The organism is Streptomyces sp. NBC_00090 (genome assembly GCF_045160815.1).
In the GTDB taxonomy this organism is placed as follows: Bacteria; Actinomycetota; Actinomycetes; order Streptomycetales; family Streptomycetaceae; genus Streptomyces.
Map to the genome: position 1 here is coordinate 2,172,660 of NZ_CP108224.1, position 19,198 is coordinate 2,191,857.

Here is a 19,198-nt window from a genome sequence, read left to right on the forward strand (position 1 = left end):
CGGTCTTACGAGCTTCTTCCGGTCTTGCGAGCTTCTTCCGGGATTCCGGTTTCCGGTTTCCGGGATTCCGCCTGGCGCCCTCCGGGTCAGGCGCCGCCGGTGTGGACCTGGAAGGCGGCCCGGCGGACCGCCTTGGACAGCGCCGGGTCCGGATGGGCGGCGGCCAGGGCGACCAGGACCTGGACGGTCCGGGGGTGGCCGACGGCCCTGACCTCGTCGAGCAGCGCCGGGACGGTGCCCTGGACGGCGGATTCGAGGTGGCGGACGAGCAGCGCGCTCTCGCCGTGGTCGGCGACGGCCGCCGCGGTGTCCACCCAGAGCCAGGTGGCCTCCTCGCGGGTGAGCACCTCCTGGGCGTCGTCGGGGTCGGCGCCCTCGTACTCCGCGAGCCAGAGCAGCGCGTACGGACGCAGGGAGGGCTCGGCGACCGTGGCCCGCACCTCGGGCTCGGCGGGGGCCCCGACGACCCGGAGCGCCTCGAAGGCGAGGCCGCGCAGCAGGGCGTCCTCGCCCCGGGCGACGGCGAGGAGCTCGGCCACCGCGCTGGAGAGGGTGCGGGCCGCCAGCCAGGCGCGGTACTCGTCGCGGGCCGGGCCCGGGGTGAGCCGGGCGCAGCCGCGGAGCATGTCCTCCGCGGACTGCTCGATGTTGCCCGCGGGGCTCTGCGCGGCGACGCAGATCTGCTCCAGCTTGACCCAGACCGCCCAGTTGCCGAGCGGGGTCAGGGTGGCGTGACGCGCGTCCGCGCCGGGGTCGAGGGTGAGCGCGCCGACGGCCGCCAGGCCGTCGAGGGCCCAGTCGAGGAGGGCCGGGAGCCCGTCCGTGGCGGGGGCGTCCGTCGCCGTGGCGGTGACCTCCGCCGGCTCGGGGGTCGGTCCGGCCACGGGGACCTCGCAGCGCTCCTCGCGCAGCTCCTCGACCCGCTGGCCGAGCAGATCGAGGAGGGCCGGTACGAGGACCGGGCCCTGGGAGAGCTGGAGCAGCGAGAGCACCTGCGGGACCGCCTCGACGACCTCGGCGACGGCGCTCGGCGCGACGCCCTCGGGTGCCGGGTGGACCAGGGACCAGGCGTCGAAGAGGGCGACCCAGCCGCGCAGGACGGCGGAGTCGTCGCGGTCCCAGGCGTGCAGCCGCCAGCCGGGGCGGGCGGTGTCGCCGTGGAGCTCGACGAGCCCCGCGAGCCGGGCGCGGTCCCAGCCGGCCCGGATCTGGCCGGGTGTCAGGTCCAGTGCCGCCGCGGCCCGCTCCTGGGCGGGGACGGCCGGGGCAGCGGTGCCGAGGGCGGATTCGGGACCGCGCTCGACGGCGGCCCAGCGGGCGATCCGTACGGCGTCGGCGAGGACGTGCCGGGCCTGGCGGGCGAGCTCCGCGCGGGGCGGAGTGCCCTCGGGCGGCCGCGGCGCCGGCCGGGTGCGCCGGGTCGTCACGGCCCGTCGGGCGGTGGCCAGCGCCCGCGGGCGGACGAGTCGGAGTCTGGAGTTGCGCGCCAATGGTTCATCGGGCTTTCGAGACGTCACGGGGGCAGTCTTCCCGCTGACGGCCCGAAAGCCCAATCGGAATCCGCAGCCCCGTCAGAACGGCCGTCGGAGCGGCCGTCAGAGCAGGGGGGTGAGGAGGCGGCGCAGGGCCTCCTCGTACCGGACGGGGTCGGCGTTCCACATCGCCGCGTGCGGGGCGTGCCGGACCGTATGGAGGGTGACCAGATCGGGGCGGCGGGCGGCGAGTTCGACGGACGACTCCCAGGGGGCGATCGTGTCGTCGGGGCCGTGCAGGAGGAGGACCGGAACGCGCAGGGCGCTCGGTTCGGAGGCGGCCTGGAGGAGGTCGCCGTGCGGCCCCGTCCTGCCCTTGGCGGCGCGGACGGCGAGCGGGAGCAGCAGGCGGGGGACGTGCCGGGCCGCCGCGAGGTTGCGGAGGGTGGCCTCCCAGTCCAGCACCGGGGAGTCGAGGACGAGGCCGCTGATCCTGTCCCGTACGCCCGACTCGGCGGCGGCGCGCAGGGCCATCGAGGCGCCGGTCCCCCAGCCGTGCAGGACGACCTTGGACGCGCCACGGCGGACGGCGTAGCGGATGGCGGCGTCGACGTCCCGCCACTCGGAGTCGCCGAGGTGGGCGAGGCCGTCCGGGGAGGCGGGCGCCCCTTCGTCACCGCGGTAGGCGGGGACGAGCACCGGGATCTTGCGCCGGTGGAAGAAGGGGACGAGGTTCAGCGGGTGCTCGCGGGTGGTGCCGAGGCCGTGCAGCGCGATCACCCACGTGGTGCGCGGGCCGGCCACGAGCCAGGCGGGCAGGGGGCCGAGCTCGCCCGGGATCTCCACGTCCTCGTGGGCGAGCCCGAAGGCGCTGACCGGCGTGCCGACGTGCAGTTGCGGGGTGAGCCGGACGCGGGCGCCGGGGCCGAGGACGCCGAGCTCGACCCGTTCGAGGCGGCGGACGACGCTGTCGGCGGTGTGCGGGACCCGGTCGAGCACGGGTCCGAGGACGGCGTGCAGGCCGGGGGCCTCCACTCCGTACGTACCGGGGCGCAGCGAGGCGAGGCTGCGGGTGAGGGTGATCCGTTCGGTGCCCGTGGCGTGCACGGTGAGTCTGGGGTCTCCGGGCAGTGGTCGTCCGGACGGCGCCCTGAGGGCGACATCGCTGGCGTACCGGCCGGCCGCTACCGCGGCCGCGCCGACACCGATCAGAGTGGTGACGGCCGCTGCCGTCGCTGTAGCCGGGCGCACGCTTTCAGTGTCGGCAGGTCGGGGGCGGGCTGCCACCGGGCGGACCCGGCCGGGGGGTGTTCGCACCGGGGAGGGCGTCCGCACCAGGGGCGTTCGAGCCGAGGGGTGTCCGCCCTGGGGGCGCACCGCGGGAAGCGAGTCCCGTGACCCCCTGGCGAGTGACAAGGGTCTCCTCGGCGGGGTCCCCCGGTCGGATGGTCCGGTCCAGGGAACGGAACGGGGTGGCGGGGGAGGAACCGGGGCGGGTCGCCAGTACCCCTTGACAGCCCGGATTACCCGGGGCCCCGGGGTGACCGCATCGTGGACGCCATCCCGTCCGGGCCATAAACGGAATCCCTTGACACCGGATGGGGACACCATGCCGCCCGGCCCAGTTCACCTTCCGTTCACCCAGGTTGCTTACGTTCGTCGAGCCAACGACGTCAAACGATTGCCTGGGTAAATGGAACACATCACGCTGCTGCTCGCCATTGTGGTCGTGACAGCTCTAGTGTTCGATTTCACGAACGGTTTCCACGACACCGCCAACGCGATGGCCACGACCATCTCGACCGGTGCACTCAAGCCCAAGACGGCGGTGGCCATGTCCGCCGTGCTGAACCTCGTCGGAGCGTTCCTGTCCGTGGAGGTCGCCAAGACGATCTCCGGCGGGATCATCAACGAAGAGGGCATTCGTACAGAAGTGATCTTCGCGGCGCTCGTGGGCGCCATCCTCTGGAACCTGCTGACCTGGCTCCTGGGTCTGCCGTCCAGCTCCTCCCACGCCCTCTTCGGCGGCCTCATCGGCGCCGCGGTCATGTCGGCCGGCTGGTCCGCGGTGAACGGCTCGACCATCGTCACCAAGGTCCTCATCCCCGCGATCGCCGCGCCGATCGTCGCCGGCCTCGCCGCGATGCTGGCCACGAGGCTGACGTACAGGATCGGCGCCAAGACCGACGAGAAGCACACCGCCAAGGGCTACCGGGTCGGCCAGATCGCCTCCGCCGGTCTCGTCTCCCTCGCCCACGGCACCAACGACGCCCAGAAGACGATGGGCATCATCACCCTCGCCCTGGTCACCGGCGGCGTCCTCGCCCCCGGCTCCAACCCCCCGATGTGGGTCATCGTCGCCGCGGGCGTCGCGATCGCGCTCGGCACCTACCTCGGCGGCTGGCGCATCATCCGCACCATGGGCAAGGGCCTCACCGACCTCCGGCCGCAGCAGGGCTTCGCCGCCCAGACCAGCGCCGCCACGGTCATCCTCGCCTCCTCGAACCTCGGCTTCTCCCTCTCCACCACCCAGTCCTGCTCGGGTGCCGTGATGGGCGCGGGCCTCGGCCGCAAGGGCGGTGTCGTCCGCTGGTCGACCGCCACCCGGATGTTCGTCGCCTGGGGTCTGACCCTGCCCGCCGCGGGCCTGGTCGCCGCCGCCGCCGAGTTCCTCACCAAGCAGGGCCCCTGGGGCATCGCCGCCGTCGCGGTCCTCCTCGTCGCCGGCTCGGCCGTCATCTGGGCGCTCTCCCGCCGCAAGCCGGTCGACCACACCAACGTCACCGACGACGACCTCGACGCCCCGGCCGAGCCCGCGGGCGTGGTGACCACCGCGATCGCGGCCGTCACCCCGCCGCCGGCCGGTTCCGTCGCCGCCGTCGCGGACGAGGACCTCAAGACCACCATCCCGTCGCCGGCTCCCACCGACCCGGCCGCTCCCCCGGCCCCCGCCGCAGCGGTGTAAGGAACGAACGACATGAAGATCGACTGGGCAGCTCTCGGCTCCGTCTTCGGAGTCAGCCTCGTGGCGACCGTCGCCCTCGTGGGCCTCTTCACCCTCGGCATCGTCGGCCTCTCCAAGCAGGAGCAGGCCGCCGCACAGGGAGGCTCCGCCACCCTGGCCCGGACCGGCGCCTACGCCTGCTTCGCCCTGTGCGTGGCGGCCGTGAGCTACGGCATCTACCTGATCGTCGTCTGACGGTCCTCCCTTCCACGGCGGCCGGGCGGTCCGCACCCTCGGGTGCGGGCCGCCCGGCCGCCGTGTTTGTGGTGCTTCGCACAGTGACCTGTCGCAGGTCAAGGGTGAGTTGACGGGTGTTCGCGGGCCGTGGTGGACTGCCGAGGCCATTACGGCGGTAGCAGAGGAAGTCCGGTGTGAATCCGGCGCGGTCCCGCCACTGTGACCGGATCCGAAGGGTCCGGGAGTCAGGAACTCTCGCCGCCGGTCACGTCGACCCAGGGCGCGGACCCTGAGTGAGGACATGCGCCATGCCCGGTCGCATCAGAGCCAGCCGCCTTTCCCCGGACGGATTCGCGTACGGCGCGGCCCTCGGGCTCGCCGTCGACCAGCTCATCGGCGATCCCCGCCGCGGACACCCCGTCGCCGTCTTCGGCCGCGCGGCCGCCGCGGTCGAACAGCGCCTCCACCGCGACCACCGCGGGTGGGGCGCCCTGCACACCGCCGTCTGCGCCGGCACCACCGCGGCCGTGGGCGCGCTCGCCGCACGGGCCGTCCGGGACCGGCCGGCCGCCGCCGTGGCGCTGACCGCCGCCTCCGTCTGGGCCGTCGTCGGCGGTACGACCCTGGGGCGGGAGGCCCGCGCGATCGGCGGGGCGCTCGCCGTCGGGGACCTGGAGGTGGCCCGCGAGCGGCTGCCGCACCTCTGCGGGCGCGACCCGCACTCCCTGGACGGCCCCGCGATGGCCCGCGCGGTCGTCGAGTCGGTCGCCGAGAACACCTCCGACGCCGTCGTCGGCGCCCTCTTCTGGGGCGCGGTCGCGGGCGTGCCCGGTCTCGTCGGCTTCCGGGCCGTCAACACCCTGGACGCGATGGTCGGCCACAAGTCCCCGCGCCACCGCCGCTTCGGCTGGGCCTCGGCCCGCCTCGACGACGTGGCCGGCTGGCCCGGAGCCCGGCTGACCGCCGTGGCCGCGACGCTCGCCGGAGGGAATCCGCGCGGGGCCGTACGGGCCTGGCGGGCGGACGCGGCCCGGCACCCGAGCCCCAACGCGGGGCCCGTCGAGGCCTCCTTCGCGGGCGCCCTCGGCGTACGGCTCGGGGGGACCCTCTCGTACGGCGGGCGGGTCGAGCACCGGCCCGTGCTCAACGGGGACGGGCGGCCCGTCGAGGTCGCCGACATCGAACGGGCGGTCCGGCTCTCGCGCCGGGTGACCGCGCTGACCCTGGCCGCCTGTGTCGGCGGCCGCATGATCATCGGTGCCGTGAAGCGGAGGAACGCATGAGGGGTGGGGGGCTGCTCGTCGCCGGGACCACGTCCGACGCGGGCAAGAGCGTCGTGACGGCCGGCATCTGCCGGTGGCTGGTCCGCAAGGGGCTGAAGGTGGCGCCCTTCAAGGGACAGAACATGTCCCTCAACTCCTTCGTGACCCGCGAGGGAGCCGAGATCGGGCGGGCCCAGGCCATGCAGGCGCAGGCCGCCCGGGTCGAGCCGACCGCGCTCATGAACCCGGTCCTGCTCAAGCCCGGCAGCGACCGCTCCAGCCAGGTCGTCCTGATGGGCAAGCCGGTGGGCGAGCTGTCCGCCCGGGGCTACCACGGGGGGCGGCAGAAGGAGCTCTTCGAGCCCGTCCTGGCGTGCCTGGAGGAACTCCGGGGCATGTACGACGCCGTGATCTGCGAGGGGGCGGGCAGTCCGGCCGAGATCAACCTGCGGCGCACGGACATCGTGAACATGGGCATCGCGCGGGCCGCGCGGCTGCCCGTCGTGGTGGTCGGGGACATCGACAGGGGCGGGGTCTTCGCCCAGTTCTTCGGCACGACGGCGCTCCTCGCGCCCGAGGACCAGGAGCTGATCGCGGGCTACCTCGTGAACAAGTTCCGGGGCGATGTCACCCTGCTCGAACCGGGCCTCGACATGCTGCACGGGCTCACCGGACGGCGGACCTTCGGCGTCCTGCCGTACGCGCACGGGCTCGGCATCGACGAGGAGGACGGGCTCCGGGTCTCGCTGCGGGGCACCGTGCGCGAGTCCGTCGTCGCCCCGCCGGTCGGCGCGGACGTGCTGCGGGTCGCCGTGTGCGCCGTACCGCTCATGTCGAACTTCACGGACGTGGACGCGCTGGCCGCCGAGCCGGGCGTCGTCGTCCGGTTCGTGGACCGGCCGGAGGAGCTCGTCGACGCGGACCTGGTCGTCGTGCCCGGCACACGCGGCACGGTCAAGGCGCTCGCGTGGCTGCGGGAGCGGGGGCTCGCGGACGAGCTGGCCCGCCGCGCGGCCGAGGGGCGGCCGGTGCTCGGGATCTGCGGCGGCTTCCAGGTGCTCGGTGAGCACATCGAGGACGAGGTCGAGTCGAAGGCCGGGGCCGTGGACGGGCTCGGGCTGCTGCCCGTACGGGTGCGGTTCGCGCGCGAGAAGACCCTCGCGCGGCCGGTCGGCGAGGCGCTCGGGGAGCGGGTCGAGGGGTACGAGATCCACCACGGCGTCGCCGAGGTGGGCGGTGGGGAGCCGTTCCTGGACGGGTGCCGGGTCGGCTCCGTCTGGGGCACACACTGGCATGGCTCGCTGGAGAGCGACGGGTTCCGCCGGGCGTTCCTGCGGGAGGTCGCGGCGGCGGCGGGGCGGCGGTTCGTGCCGGCCCCGGACACGTCGTTCGGCACGCTGCGGGAAGAGCAGCTGGACCGGCTCGGCGACCTGATCGAGGAGCACGCGGACACGGACGCGCTGCTGCGGCTGATCGAGGAGGGGGCCCCGGCGGGGCTGCCGTTCGTGCCGCCGGGTGCGCCGTGACGGGGCGCGTGCGCGGCGTGGGCGGGGCGTTGCGTGGTGCGCGGGCGGGCCGCGCGGGACGTGTGCCCGGCCTCCGGCCGGGCTCGGGTTCCCACCCGCACCACCTGTGCGGATTTGAGAGTCATGTGCGGGTGGCCCCTGTGGGTGGTCGCTCGCCGTCGGCGGCCGTCGGGCCTGTGGGACACACCCCGGGCCGACCGGCCCGCTCGCATCAGCTGATCGAACTTGAAGGAGTGACCGCCCGATGAGCACCCGGTATCCGTTCACCGCCGTCGTCGGCATGGACGATCTGCGGCTCGCGCTGCTGCTGAACGCGGTCAGTCCGGCGGTGGGCGGTGTGCTCGTCCGGGGCGAGAAGGGGACCGCCAAGTCCACGGCCGTCCGGGCGCTCGCCGATCTGCTGCCGGCGGTACCGGTGGTGGCGGGCTGCCGCTTCAGCTGCGACCCGGTCTCGCCCGACCCCGGCTGCCCGGACGGGCCGCACGCCGACGTCCCCGGGACCGAACGGGGCGCTCGGATGGTCGAGTTGCCCGTCGGCGCCTCCGAGGACCGGCTCGTCGGCGCGCTCGACATCGAGAAGGCGCTCGCCGAGGGTGTGAAGGCCTTCGAGCCGGGGCTCCTCGCCGCCGCGCACCGGGGCATCCTCTACGTCGACGAGGTCAACCTGCTCCACGACCACCTCATCGACCTGCTGCTCGACGCCGCCGCCATGGGCTCCTCCTACGTCGAGCGCGAGGGCGTCTCCGTACGGCACGCGGCCCGGTTCCTGCTCGTCGGCACCATGAACCCCGAAGAGGGCGAGCTGCGGCCGCAGTTGCTCGACCGGTTCGGACTGACCGTGGAGGTCGCCGCCTCCCGCGTGCCCGAGCAGCGCGTGGAGGTCGTCCGGCGGCGGCTCGCCTTCGAGGACGACCCGGCCGCGTTCGCCGCGCGCTGGGCGGACGAGGAGAGCGCGCTGCGGGACCGGATCGTCGCCGCCCGCACCCTGCTGCCGAAGGTGGCCCTTGGCGACGCCGCTCTGCTCCAGATCGCCGCGACCTGCGCCGCTTTCGAGGTGGACGGCATGCGCGCCGACATCGTGATGGCGCGGGCGGCGACCGCCCTCGCCGCCTGGGCCGGGCGGACGGAGGTCACCTCCGAGGACGTGCGGCAGGCCGCGCTCCTGGCCCTCCCCCACCGGCGGCGCCGCAACCCCTTCGACGCGCCCGGCCTCGACGAGGACAAGCTCGACGAGACCCTGGAGCAGTTCAAGGGCGAGGAGCCGCGGACCGACCCCGACGAGGACCCCGAGCCCGACGGTCCGGGTGACGGTGGTCCCGGCGGGGGTGGCGGCATCCCGCCGCAGGGCGAGGGCCCGGCCCCCGAGACCGACGGCGTCCCGGAGGAGACCCCCGCCGAGGCCCCCGCGCCCGCCGAGGCCCCGGCCCCCGCTCCCCAGCGCTCCGGCGCCGGTGAGCGCGCCGCCGTCCAGGCGGCCGAGCCCTTCCGTACGAAGATGCTGAGCGTGCCCGGTCTGGGCGAGGGCGCGGCCGGGCGCCGTTCCCGGGCCCGTACCCAGCACGGCCGTACCACCGGAGCCGTCCGGCCCCGGGGCACGCTGACCAAGCTGCACCTGGCGGCGACCGTGCAGGCCGCCGCCCCGCACCAGAAGGCCCGCGGGCGGACCGGCACCGGTCTCGTCGTGCGGCGGGACGACCTGCGGCAGGCGACCCGCGAGGGGCGCGAGGGAAACCTCGTGCTCTTCGCCGTGGACGCCTCCGGGTCGATGGCGGCCCGGCAGCGGATGAGCGCCGTGAAGGGTGCCGTCCTCTCCCTGCTCCTCGACGCCTACCAGCGGCGCGACAAGGTCGGCCTGATCACCTTCCGGGGCCGTACCGCCGACCTAGCGCTGCCGCCGACCTCGTCCGTCGACGCGGCCGCCGCCCGCCTGGAGAAGCTTCCGACGGGCGGCCGCACCCCGCTCTCCGCCGGGCTGCTCAAGGCCCATGACGTCCTGCGGATCGAGCGGCTGCGGGACCCCTCGCGCCGCCCGCTGCTCGTCGTGGTCACCGACGGCCGGGCGACCGGCGGCGGCGCCGACCCGGTGGCCCTGGCCGCCCGGGCGGCACGGCTGCACGCCGCCGAGGGCACGGCCTCGGTCGTCGTGGACTGCGAGACCGGACCGGTGCGGCTCGGGCTCGCCGGGAGCCTCGCGCGGGAACTCGGCGGCACCGCCGTCACCTTGGACGAGCTGCGGGCCGACTCGATCGCCGGCCTCGTCAGGGACGTACAGGCAGAACAGACAACCAGGAGGGCCGCTTAATGCCGCAGGGACAGCCGACCGTCGTTCCCGACGACGGTCTCACCACCCGTCAGCGTCGTAACCGCGCACTGGTGATGGTGCACACGGGCGTCGGCAAGGGGAAGTCGACCGCCGCGTTCGGCATGGCGCTGCGCGCCTGGAACCAGGGCTGGCCGATCGGGGTGTTCCAGTTCGTCAAGTCCGCCAAGTGGAAGGTCGGCGAGGAGAACGCCCTCAAGGCGCTCGGCGAGACCGGCAAGGGCGGCACGGTCACCTGGAACAAGATGGGCGAGGGCTGGTCCTGGATCCAGCGCGAGGTCGCCGAGGGCGAGCAGTCGCACGAGGAGAAGGCCCGCGAGGGCTGGGAGCAGGTCAAGCGCGACCTCGCCGAGGAGAAGTACAAGTTCTACGTCCTCGACGAGTTCGCCTACCTGCTGCACTGGGGCTGGATCGACACCAAGGAGGTCGTCGAGGTGCTCCGCGACCGTCCCGGGCACCAGCACGTCGTCATCACCGGGCGCAACGCGCCGCAGGAGCTGGTCGACTTCGCCGATCTCGTCACCGACATGTCCAAGGTCAAGCACCCGATGGACGCCGGTCAGAAGGGCCAGCGGGGCATCGAGTGGTAGCACGTCTCGTCATCGCCGCGCCCTCCTCGGGCGCGGGCAAGACCACGGTCGCGACCGGTCTGATGGCCGCGTTCGCGGGCCGTGGGCTGGCCGTCTCCCCGCACAAGGTCGGCCCCGACTACATCGACCCGGGCTACCACGCCCTGGCGACCGGCCGGCCCGGCCGCAACCTCGACGCGTACATGTGCGGTACGGGGCTGATCGGGCCGCTCTTCGAGCACGGGGCGCGCGGCTGCGACCTGGCCGTGGTCGAGGGGGTCATGGGTCTGTACGACGGGGCCGCCGACCAGGGCGAGCTGGCGTCCACCGCGCAGGTGGCGAAGCTGCTCAAGGCGCCGGTGGTGCTCGTCGTGGACGCGTCCTCGCAGTCGCGGTCGGTGGCCGCGCTGGTGCACGGGTTCGCGTCGTGGGATCCGGAGGTGCGGATCGGCGGGGTGATCCTCAACAAGGTCGCGACGGATCGGCACGAGCATCTGCTGCGGGAGGCGCTCGGGGAGTCGGGTGTTCCCGTGCTCGGGGTGCTGCGGCGGGCGCCGGCCGTCGCGACGCCTTCGCGGCATCTGGGGCTTGTGCCGGTTGCCGAGCGGCAGGCGGCGGCGGTGTCCGCGGTGGCGGCGCAGGCGGAGCAGGTTCTGGCCGGGTGCGATCTGGAGGGGCTGCTGGCCCTTGCGCGGTCGGCGCCGCCGTTGCGCGCCGAGCCGTGGGTGCCTGAGGTCGTGGGGCGGCTGCACGCCGGTGGTCCCGTGGTGCCCACCCGTCCCGCCCTGCGGGACGATTGCCCACCACGGCGGGTCGCCGTCGCCGGTGGGGCGGCGTTCACGTTCTCGTACGCCGAGCATGCCGAGTTGCTGACCGCGGCCGGGGCCGAGGTCGTGACCTTCGATCCGCTCCGGGACGAGGCGCTGCCCGAGGGGACCTCGGGGCTCGTCATAGGCGGCGGGTTCCCCGAGATGTACGGCTCCGAGCTGTCCGCCAACGAGCCGCTGCGGAAGGCCGTCGCCGCGCTCGCCGCGACCGGGGCGCCGATCGCCGCCGAGTGCGCCGGGCTGCTGTACCTGGCGCGGTCCCTCGACGGCACGCCCATGTGCGGTGTCCTCGACGCGGACGCGCGGATGTCGGAGCGGCTCACGCTCGGGTACCGGGACGCCGTCGCCGTGAGCGACAGCGTGCTCGCTCCGGCCGGGGCGCGGATGCGCGGGCACGAGTTCCACCGGACCGTGATCGAGCCGGGCGCCGGGGCCACGGCCGCCTGGGGGCTGCGGCAGCCCGAGCGGCGCGTCGAGGGCTTCGTCCAGGGAGGTGTGCACGCCAGTTACGTGCACACGCACTGGGCGGGTGCGCCCGAGGCCGCCCTGCGGTTCGTCGAGCGGTGCGCGGGCGGTCCGGTCGCGTGAGATCAACCGCCGGAGGCACCCACCACGAGCCAGATGAAGGCCACGCCCGCGACCGTGCACAGCAGGGTCGAGCGGGCGGGGTGTTCGTGGTGGGCCTCGGGCAGGATCTCGGCGGCGGCGAGGTAGAGCAGGGCGCCGCCGAAGAAGCCGAGATAGCTGCCGAGGAGTTCCTCCGGAAGGGTGAACAGCAGAGTGGACGCCGCTCCGAGGACCGGGGCGACGGCGTCGGCGACGAGCATCCCGATGGCCTTGCGGCGGGCGTTCCCGTAAAGGCTCGTGATCGTGTACGTGTTGAAGCCGTCGGCGAAGTCGTGGGTGATGACGGCGAGGGCGACGGTGGCGCCCATCCCGCCGCCGACCTGGAAGGCGGCGCCGAGGGCGATGCCGTCCATGAGGCTGTGCAGGACCATCGCCGCGGCGGCGGTGAGGCCGACCTGCGGGACCCTCTCGTCGGCCCCGACCCCGTGTGCCGCACGGCGGACGGCGAGGAGCCGCTCCACCACGTGGGCGAAGAGGAAGCCGCCGACGAAGAGCAGCAGGGCCTTCGGGACGCCGAAGACCTCGTCCCCCGCGGCCTCCAGGGCCTCCGGCAGGAGGTCGAGTCCGACGACGCCGAGCATGAGTCCGCCGGCGAGGCCGAGGACGAGGTGGCGGCGGTCGGTGACGCGTTGCGCGACCCAGCCGCCGAAGAGCGTCATGAGGAACGCGCCGAGCGCGACGACCACAGCCATGGGCCTTTGCTATCGGATGGGGCGGTGTGCGCGCACCTCGGTGTCGGGGCCCGCTCGGGGGTTCCGGTGGACGAGGTGCTCGCGCTGGTCGACGCGGTGCTGCGGGAGGCGGGGCTGACCCGCGCGGCCGTGCGTTCGCTGGCCACGCTGGACACGCGGGCCGCGGAGCCGGGGGTCGCGGGCGCGGCCGGGGAGCTGGGGGTTCCGGTACGGGGGTTCACGGCGGAGGCGCTGGCCGCCGTCTCCGTACCGCATCCGTCGGCGCTGCCGCTGGCCGCGACGGGAACGGCGTCCGTGGCGGAGGCGGCGGCTCTGCTCACGGCGGAGGCGCGCCCCTGCCGGGGTGGTCCCGGTGCGGACGCGCGGCTCGTACTGCTCGTACCGAAGCGGAAAACTCGGCACGTTACGTGTGCGGTTGCCACCTGCGTCCCGGTTCGTCCGAACGAAGATGCCCCAGGCGCACGGTTGTTGCACCTGGCTCACGGGTACATCGCTGGCGAGCCTGGCTCACCCCCCACCATCCCCACCCCCCACACGACGGCGGCCATGGACACGCACACGCATTCCGACGCCCACGACCTGCGCCACCACGGTGACGCCGAGGTCCGGGACGAGAAGTTGATCGATCTCGCGGTCAACGTCCGGACGAACACACCCCCCGACTGGCTGCGGGAGCGGATCGCCGATTCGCTGACCGGCCTCGCCGCCTATCCCGACGGCCGGGCCGCGCGGGCCGCGGTCGCCGAGCGGCACGACCTGAGACCCAACCGCGTGCTGCTCACGGCCGGGGCCGCGGAGGCCTTCGTGCTGCTCGCGCGGGCGCTGCCGGCGCGCCGCCCGGTCGTGGTGCACCCGCAGTTCACCGAGCCGGAGGCGGCGCTGCGCGACGCCGGGCACGAGGTGGGCCGGGTGCTGCTGCGCGCGGAGAACGACTTCCGGCTGGATCCGGCGGCGGTGCCCGAGGACGCGGACCTGGTGGTGATCGGGAACCCCACGAACCCGACCTCCGTGCTGCATCCCGCCGCCTCGATCGCCGCCCTGGCCCGGCCCGGGCGGACGCTGGTGGTGGACGAGGCGTTCATGGACGCGGTGCCGGGCGAGCGGGAGTCGCTGGCCGGGCGGACCGACGTGCCGGGGCTCGTGGTGCTGCGCAGCCTCACCAAGACCTGGGGGCTCGCGGGCCTGCGGATCGGGTACGTGCTGGCCGAGCCGGAGACGGTCGCGGCGCTGGAGCGGGCGCAGCCGCTGTGGCCGGTGTCGACGCCGGCGCTGGTGGCGGCGGAGGCCTGTATGTCGCGGGTGGCGCTGGCGGAGGCCGAACACGCGGCGCACCGGATCGGGGTGGAGCGGGCGCATCTGCTCGCCGGCCTCGCGGAGTTCGACGAGGTGCGGACGGTGGCGGGGGCGGAGGGCCCCTTCGTCCTGGTCAGGATCGACGGGGCGGACGCGATCCGGGACCGGCTGCGGCTGCTGGGCTTCGCGGCCCGCAGGGGCGACACGTTCCCGGGGCTCGACCGGAACTGGCTGCGGCTCGCGGTCCGGGACCGGGCGACGACGAACCGATTCCTCCAGGCATTGGACCAGGCGCTCCTGCTGGGCGGCTGAGCCCCGAGCGGGACGCGTACACCCGGACTCGCACGAGGGGCGTGGGGTGGGCGATGTCGTCACCATCGCCCACCCCACTCCCCCGCTCCCCCCCGTTCCCCCACACCCCCGCTTCCCCCTGCTCCCCTACTCCTCCGGCGCCCCCGGCGCCTCCCCCTCGGGCTGTCAGCCGCGCGAGCGGGCACGCGAGCGGGTGAGCGCCAGTGCGCCGCCGCCGGCCACCAGGAGGGCGAGCGCGCCCGCCGCGATGTACGAGGTGGCGGAGGAGCCGCCGGTCTCGGCGAGGTTCTCGGTGGGGGTGGTGCCGCCGTTGTTGGTCTTCACGCCGCCGTCGCCGCTCGGCTGGGCGGAGGGCTGCTGCGAGGGCTGCTCGGAGGGCCGCTCACTCGGCTCCTGCGTGGGCTGCTCGGTCGGCTTCTCGGTCGGCCGCTCCGTGGGCTTCTCGGTGGGCTGCTCGGTCGGGGCCGGGCCCTTCGGCGTCTCGCAGGTCGCCTCGGCGAGCGTCACGGTGCCGTTGACCTCGGCCACACCCAGCTTCAACGGGTCGACCTCCACCTTGAGTTCGAGGGCCGTGGCCGCCGCGGTGCGGGAGGTCGTGGAGGTACGGGAGAGGTCCAGGGTGACCTTGCCGACGCCGGGCACGCTCACCTGGGTCCGGCCGCCGGCGGACAGGGTGGTCTTCTTGCCGAAGACGATCACGTGCCCGAGGACGTTGGACTCGGCGACCGGCTTCTTCCCCACCTCACACAGCGCCTTGGAGGTGACCTTCTGGACCTCGACGAGGGAGAGCGCGGGAATGCCGGGGACGTGGACCTGGGCCTTGACCAGGTTGACGTACCCCTCGGCCTTCCTCTCGTCCACGGTGGCCGTCGAGGTGGCGACATCGGCGGCGAGGATGTCGATCGGCTGACCGCCCTCGGCCCCCTGCACCTTCACGGTGAGCGCGGTCTCGCTCTCGCTCTCCGGCGCCTTGACCTCGTTGAGGGAGGCGCGCACCGGCACGTTCACCGTCTTGCCGAGGAGGGAGACGTCGAGACCGGTCCGCAGGACGACTGCGGTGGCGCGCCCTTCGCCGCCCGTGGCGTGCGCCGCCGGGGCCGCGAGCAGCACGGGACCGACGGCCAGGGCGGCGACGGTCGCGGCGGCGGCGGAGCGGCGTACGGGCGTGCGGAAGGTGTTGCTGTTCAAGATGGTGGAACCCCCACAAGAGACATGGCGTCGCCGGCCGCTCACCACGGGGACGGTGGGTCGGCGCGGCCTCGGCGACTTGAGACACCGGAATCTTTACGCACGGAGAGTGAACCCACAGTCGCCTGACGTGAGTTCACTCCAAAGGGGGGTTTCCGTGTTCATTTTCGAATCTTCTCGACACAACCGTTCCCGCACGCCCCGCGTCTTTCGTACGAGCGGACGCGTGCGGGAACGCGCGCGAGAGGTGAGAACGACCGGTCACGGGTCCGGGTAACGGATCGTCAACATGCCGCCGTCCCGGCCGCGATCAGCTCGCGCGCCAGTACCCGAGGGCGTGGACGCGCTCCTTGGGGAGGGCCAGCTCCTTGCGGGCGTACGTGGCGAGGGTGCGGGTCGTCGCCGTGTCGCAGGCGATCCAGACGTAGGAGGCCGCGTCCGCGAGCTCGGGCAGCTCGGCCTTGACCCGGGCGACGAGTTCGGCGCCGCCGCCCTGGCGCGGGACCCGGCGCAGCTCGTGGCACGCGGGGTCGAGCCGGACCGGCAGCTCCTCGTCGGAGGCGTGCTGCGTCTCGAACCAGACGGTGGCGGGCACCCCCGGGAGCGCGTCGAGCAGGGAGTTGACGGCGGGCAGCGAGGCCGGGTCGCCGACGACGAGCAGCCGCCCGGGGGTCGGGTCGGGGGCCTCGAAGCCGGTGCCCTGGAGCGTGGCCTCCACGGTGTCGCCGGGGGCGCAGGCGCGGGCCCAGCGGCTGGCGATGCCGTCGTGGAGGGCGAATTCGAGGCTGAAGGTGCCCGCGGCCAGGTCGGGGTCGACCAGGGTGTAGGCGCGCTGGTGCGGCTTGCCCGCGTCGTCGAACCAGAGGCGCACCCACATCGTCGGGTGGATCCCGGCGGCGGCGAGCAGGCCGCCGTCCGTGAAGTGCACCCTGCGGTAGTCCTCGGTGACCTGCTCGGCCCCCGTCACGGTGAACGTGAAGTCCTTGCCGCGAAACAGCTTGAGGACCGCCCCCTGCCAGCCATGACCCACTGTGATCTCCTCCCCTGGACTCCTGTAGATTTACTTAGGTCAGCCTAACCTAAGGTTCTGGAAAAGATACGGACGGGATCGGGGTCTCCGTGAGCATCGAGGTCTACCGGGACGCCTGGGGCGTCCCTCATCTGCGCGCCGCGGACCCGGAGGAACTCGCCTTCGCCCAGGGGCGCGTCACCGCCCGCGACCGCGCCTGGCAGCTGGAGGTCGAGCGGCACCGGGCGCGGGGCGGCACGGCCGCCTTCCTCGGCGCCGCCGAACTCGGCTGGGACACCTTCGCCCGGCGGGCGCGGCTCGCCGACACCGCCCGCCGCTGCTACGAGCGGCTCGAACGCTCCGACCCGCCGACCGCCGCCTGGGTCCGGGCGTACGTGGACGGCGTCAACGACGGCATGGCCGACGGGGCGCGGCGGGCGCCCGAGTTCACGGAGACCGGCCTCACGCCCGGGCGGTGGGAGCCGTGGACCCCGCTCGCCGTCTGGCTCTCCACCCACATCCTCTTCGCCGGCTTCCCCACCAAGCTGTGGCGGGAGCAGGTCGCCACGCGGCTGGGCGAGGAGTGGACGGAGCTCTTCGCCACGGACGGCCCCGGCACCGCGGGCTCCAACGGCTGGGTGGTGTCCGGCGAGCGGACCGCGAGCGGCGCGGCCCTGGTGGCCGGCGACCCGCACCGGTTCATCGAGGCGCCGGGCGTCTACCAGCAGATCCGGCTCGCCTGCCCCGCGTACGACGTCGTGGGCATCGCCGTGCCCGGCATCCCCGGACTCGCCCACTTCGGCCACACCGGCTCGGTGGCCTGGGCGATCACCAACGCCATGGCCGACTACCAGGACCTGTACCGGGAGCGGCTCCGCCGGCTCCCCGGAGGCGGCGTCGAGGCCCTCGGCCCCGAGGGGTGGCGCCCCGCGGCGACGCACACCGAGACGATCGAGGTCGCGGGCGGGGAACCCGTCGTGATCGAGGTGGTCGAGACGGAGCGCGGTCCCGTGATCATCGGAGCGGACGACGAGCCCGGGAGCGGCTCCCCCGAGTGGGAGGCCGTCGCCCTCCGGTACCCGCCCCGGGTCACCGGGGAGCTCGGCTTCGGCGTCCTGCCCGGGCTGCTGCGCGCCCGGACCGTCGCGGACGTGGACGCGGCCCTCGACGGCTGGGTCGAGCCCGTGAACGTCGTCCAGGCCGCCGACACCCGGGGCGGGCTGCTGCACCGGGTCGCCGGCCACGTACCCGTACGCCACCGGGCCAACTCCCTGCGCCTCGTCCCCGCCTGGGAGCCCGCGCACGCGTGGGAGCCGGAACCGGCTCCGCTGCCCCGGGCCGAGGTCCGCGGCCACGCCGTCATGGCCAACGCCCGGGGGCTCGCCGCGCCCCTCGGCGTCGAGTTCGCCCCGCCGCACCGGGCGGCCCGGATCGACGAGCTCCTCGGCGCCTCGGCGGACTGGACCCCGGAGACCACCGCCGCCGTCCACACGGACACCGACAACCCCTCGGCGGCCCGTCTCCTCGCGAAGGTGGAGCGGGCCGGGGGCGGCCTCGACGGGGGCGGCTTCTCCGGAGACGGCGTCGACCGGGACGGCCTCGACGGAGACGGCCTCGGCCGGGGCGGCCTCGACCTGAGCGGCCTCTCCCCCGCCGCCTCCGCCGTGCGCGAGCGGCTCCTCGCCTGGGACCGGCGGATGGCGGCGGAGAGCACCGACGCCGGCCTGTACGCCGCCGTGCGCGGGGCCGTGGTGCGCCGGCTCGCCGGACACGAGGCCTTCGCGGCGCTGCGCGAACCCGCCCCGTACCCCGAGCTGTTCCGCCCCTGGCTGGCCCTCGGGCCGCGCGTCGCCTTCGCCCTGGAGACCCTCCTCACGGCCGGACCCGTGCCGGCCGCGGACGTCGACCGGATCGTGCGCGAGGCCCTGGAAGAGGTCGGGGCAGGTGAACCGCCCGCCGCCTGGGGCGTGACCCACCGCCTCGCCCCCTGGCAGGCCCTCCCCGACCCCGACGACGCCCAGTGGCCGGGGCTCGCGGGGGACCACGACTGCGTCCTGTCCACCTCCAGCGTGCCCGGGTGGACCGACCGCAGCGCGCGCGCCTCCGCCGCCCGCTACGTCTGGGACCTCGCCGACCGCGAACGGAGCCGCTGGATCGTGCCGTTCGGGGCGTCCGGGGTGCCCGGCGATCCGCACCACCGCGACCAGCTCCCCCTGTGGCTGCGGGGCGAGCTCGCCCCCGTCACGACCGACTGGAACCTGCTCACCGAAGAGCGCACCGAGAAGCACACCGAAAAGCACGAGGAATCACGATGACCACCGCCACCGCTGTGTACGAACAGGCCGTCGAGGGCTTCGGCACCGTCCGCGTCGTCCCTGTCGACCCCGACCGGGACGCCCCCCTCATCCACGCCTGGGTGAACGAGGAACGGGCCCGCTTCTGGGGCATGGGCGGGACCAGCGTCGAGCAGGTGCGCGAGATCTACGCGCACCTCGACTCGCTCACCACCCACCACGGCTACCTGGTCAGCCGGGACGGGGAGCCGGTCGCCCTCTTCCAGACGTACGACCCCGAGGCCGACCGGGTCGGCGAGTGCTACGAGGTGCTGCCCGGCGACATCGGCGTGCACCTGATGCTCGCGCCGATCGCCTCCCCCGAGCCGGGCTTCTCGGGCCGGCTGCTCGGGACGCTGGTGGAGTTCGTGCTGCGCGACCACACCCGGGTCGTGGTCGATCCGGACGCCGCCAACGAGAAGGCGATCGCCCGGATGGTCCGGGCCGGGTTCGAGCCGGGCCCGGAGGTCGTCCTGCCCGAGGTGGACCTTCCGGAGGTCTTCATCCCGGAGAAGAAAGCACGGCTCGCCTTCCTGACCCGCTGACCGGCCCGTCGGTCGGCCGGGTGGTCCGCTGACCTGACCGGC

The 19,198-nt window shown here is 74.4% G+C and carries 15 protein-coding genes and 1 riboswitch; of the genes, 10 read left to right on the top strand and 5 right to left on the bottom strand.

What is annotated here, in order from left to right:
• Positions 1-86: 86 nt before the first annotated feature.
• The gene (locus OG361_RS09600; protein ID WP_405852922.1) at positions 87-1,517 is read right to left on the bottom strand and encodes a hypothetical protein; all 1,431 of its coding nucleotides are present in this window, start codon (positions 1,515-1,517) and stop codon (positions 87-89) included.
• 78 nt (positions 1,518-1,595) lie between these two features.
• Entirely contained in the window at positions 1,596-2,723 is a 1,128-nt protein-coding gene (locus OG361_RS09605) for an alpha/beta hydrolase (protein ID WP_405852923.1), read from the bottom strand.
• A gap of 442 nt (positions 2,724-3,165) precedes the next feature.
• On the opposite strand from OG361_RS09605, the gene OG361_RS09610 reads away from it, so the two are divergent.
• The 7 genes from OG361_RS09610 (at position 3,166) to OG361_RS09640 (ending at position 11,745) form a co-directional block, all read left to right on the top strand.
• Complete coding sequence (locus tag OG361_RS09610) at positions 3,166-4,437, top strand: anion permease (protein ID WP_405852925.1); 1,272 nt, start codon at positions 3,166-3,168, stop codon at positions 4,435-4,437.
• A gap of 12 nt (positions 4,438-4,449) precedes the next feature.
• The gene (locus OG361_RS09615; RefSeq protein WP_405852926.1) at positions 4,450-4,671 is read left to right on the top strand and encodes a hypothetical protein; all 222 of its coding nucleotides are present in this window, start codon (positions 4,450-4,452) and stop codon (positions 4,669-4,671) included.
• A 105-nt stretch (positions 4,672-4,776) separates the two neighbouring features.
• Positions 4,777-4,929: riboswitch (cobalamin riboswitch) on the top strand.
• A gap of 32 nt (positions 4,930-4,961) precedes the next feature.
• Positions 4,962-5,936, top strand: a complete 975-nt coding sequence (locus OG361_RS09620; RefSeq protein WP_405852928.1) for a cobalamin biosynthesis protein — start codon at positions 4,962-4,964, stop codon at positions 5,934-5,936.
• Positions 5,933-7,441: a cobyric acid synthase gene (locus OG361_RS09625; RefSeq protein WP_405852930.1), complete on the top strand. Its 1,509-nt coding sequence runs from the start codon at positions 5,933-5,935 to the stop codon at positions 7,439-7,441. The genes OG361_RS09620 and OG361_RS09625 overlap by 4 nt, the downstream gene beginning before the upstream one ends.
• Positions 7,442-7,685: 244 nt before the next feature.
• On the top strand, positions 7,686-9,743 hold the full coding sequence (locus OG361_RS09630; protein ID WP_405852932.1) for a putative cobaltochelatase: 2,058 nt from the start codon (positions 7,686-7,688) through the stop codon (positions 9,741-9,743).
• Positions 9,743-10,351 (top strand): cob(I)yrinic acid a,c-diamide adenosyltransferase, encoded by a 609-nt coding sequence (gene cobO / locus OG361_RS09635; protein ID WP_317594120.1) that lies wholly within the window; start codon positions 9,743-9,745, stop codon positions 10,349-10,351. Before OG361_RS09630 ends, cobO begins: the two co-directional genes overlap by 1 nt.
• Complete coding sequence (locus OG361_RS09640) at positions 10,345-11,745, top strand: cobyrinate a,c-diamide synthase (protein ID WP_405852933.1); 1,401 nt, start codon at positions 10,345-10,347, stop codon at positions 11,743-11,745. Before cobO ends, OG361_RS09640 begins: the two co-directional genes overlap by 7 nt.
• 2 nt (positions 11,746-11,747) lie before the next feature.
• Here the strand turns inward: OG361_RS09640 and OG361_RS09645 are convergent, their stop codons facing one another.
• Positions 11,748-12,476: a ZIP family metal transporter gene (locus OG361_RS09645; RefSeq protein ID WP_384570132.1), complete on the bottom strand. Its 729-nt coding sequence runs from the start codon at positions 12,474-12,476 to the stop codon at positions 11,748-11,750.
• A 24-nt stretch (positions 12,477-12,500) separates the two neighbouring features.
• Between OG361_RS09645 and cobC the strand changes: the two genes are divergently transcribed.
• Positions 12,501-14,081 carry an Rv2231c family pyridoxal phosphate-dependent protein CobC gene (gene cobC / locus OG361_RS09650; protein WP_405852934.1) on the top strand — a complete coding sequence of 527 codons (1,581 nt, stop codon included), beginning with the start codon at positions 12,501-12,503 and terminating at the stop codon, positions 14,079-14,081.
• A gap of 165 nt (positions 14,082-14,246) precedes the next feature.
• Here cobC and OG361_RS09655 read toward each other — a convergent pair whose 3' ends face one another.
• Positions 14,247-15,269: an SCO1860 family LAETG-anchored protein gene (locus OG361_RS09655; protein WP_405852935.1), complete on the bottom strand. Its 1,023-nt coding sequence runs from the start codon at positions 15,267-15,269 to the stop codon at positions 14,247-14,249.
• Between the two features lie 310 nt (positions 15,270-15,579).
• Entirely contained in the window at positions 15,580-16,299 is a 720-nt protein-coding gene (locus tag OG361_RS09660; RefSeq protein WP_405852936.1) for a siderophore-interacting protein, read from the bottom strand.
• A gap of 89 nt (positions 16,300-16,388) precedes the next feature.
• Here OG361_RS09660 and OG361_RS09665 point away from each other — a divergent pair, with 89 nt between their 5' ends.
• Entirely contained in the window at positions 16,389-18,593 is a 2,205-nt protein-coding gene (locus tag OG361_RS09665) for a penicillin acylase family protein (RefSeq protein WP_405852938.1), read from the top strand.
• A complete protein-coding gene (locus tag OG361_RS09670) occupies positions 18,590-19,156 on the top strand; it encodes a GNAT family N-acetyltransferase (RefSeq protein ID WP_405852940.1) in 567 nt (188 codons plus the stop codon). The genes OG361_RS09665 and OG361_RS09670 overlap by 4 nt, the downstream gene beginning before the upstream one ends.
• Positions 19,157-19,198 lie beyond the last annotated feature (42 nt).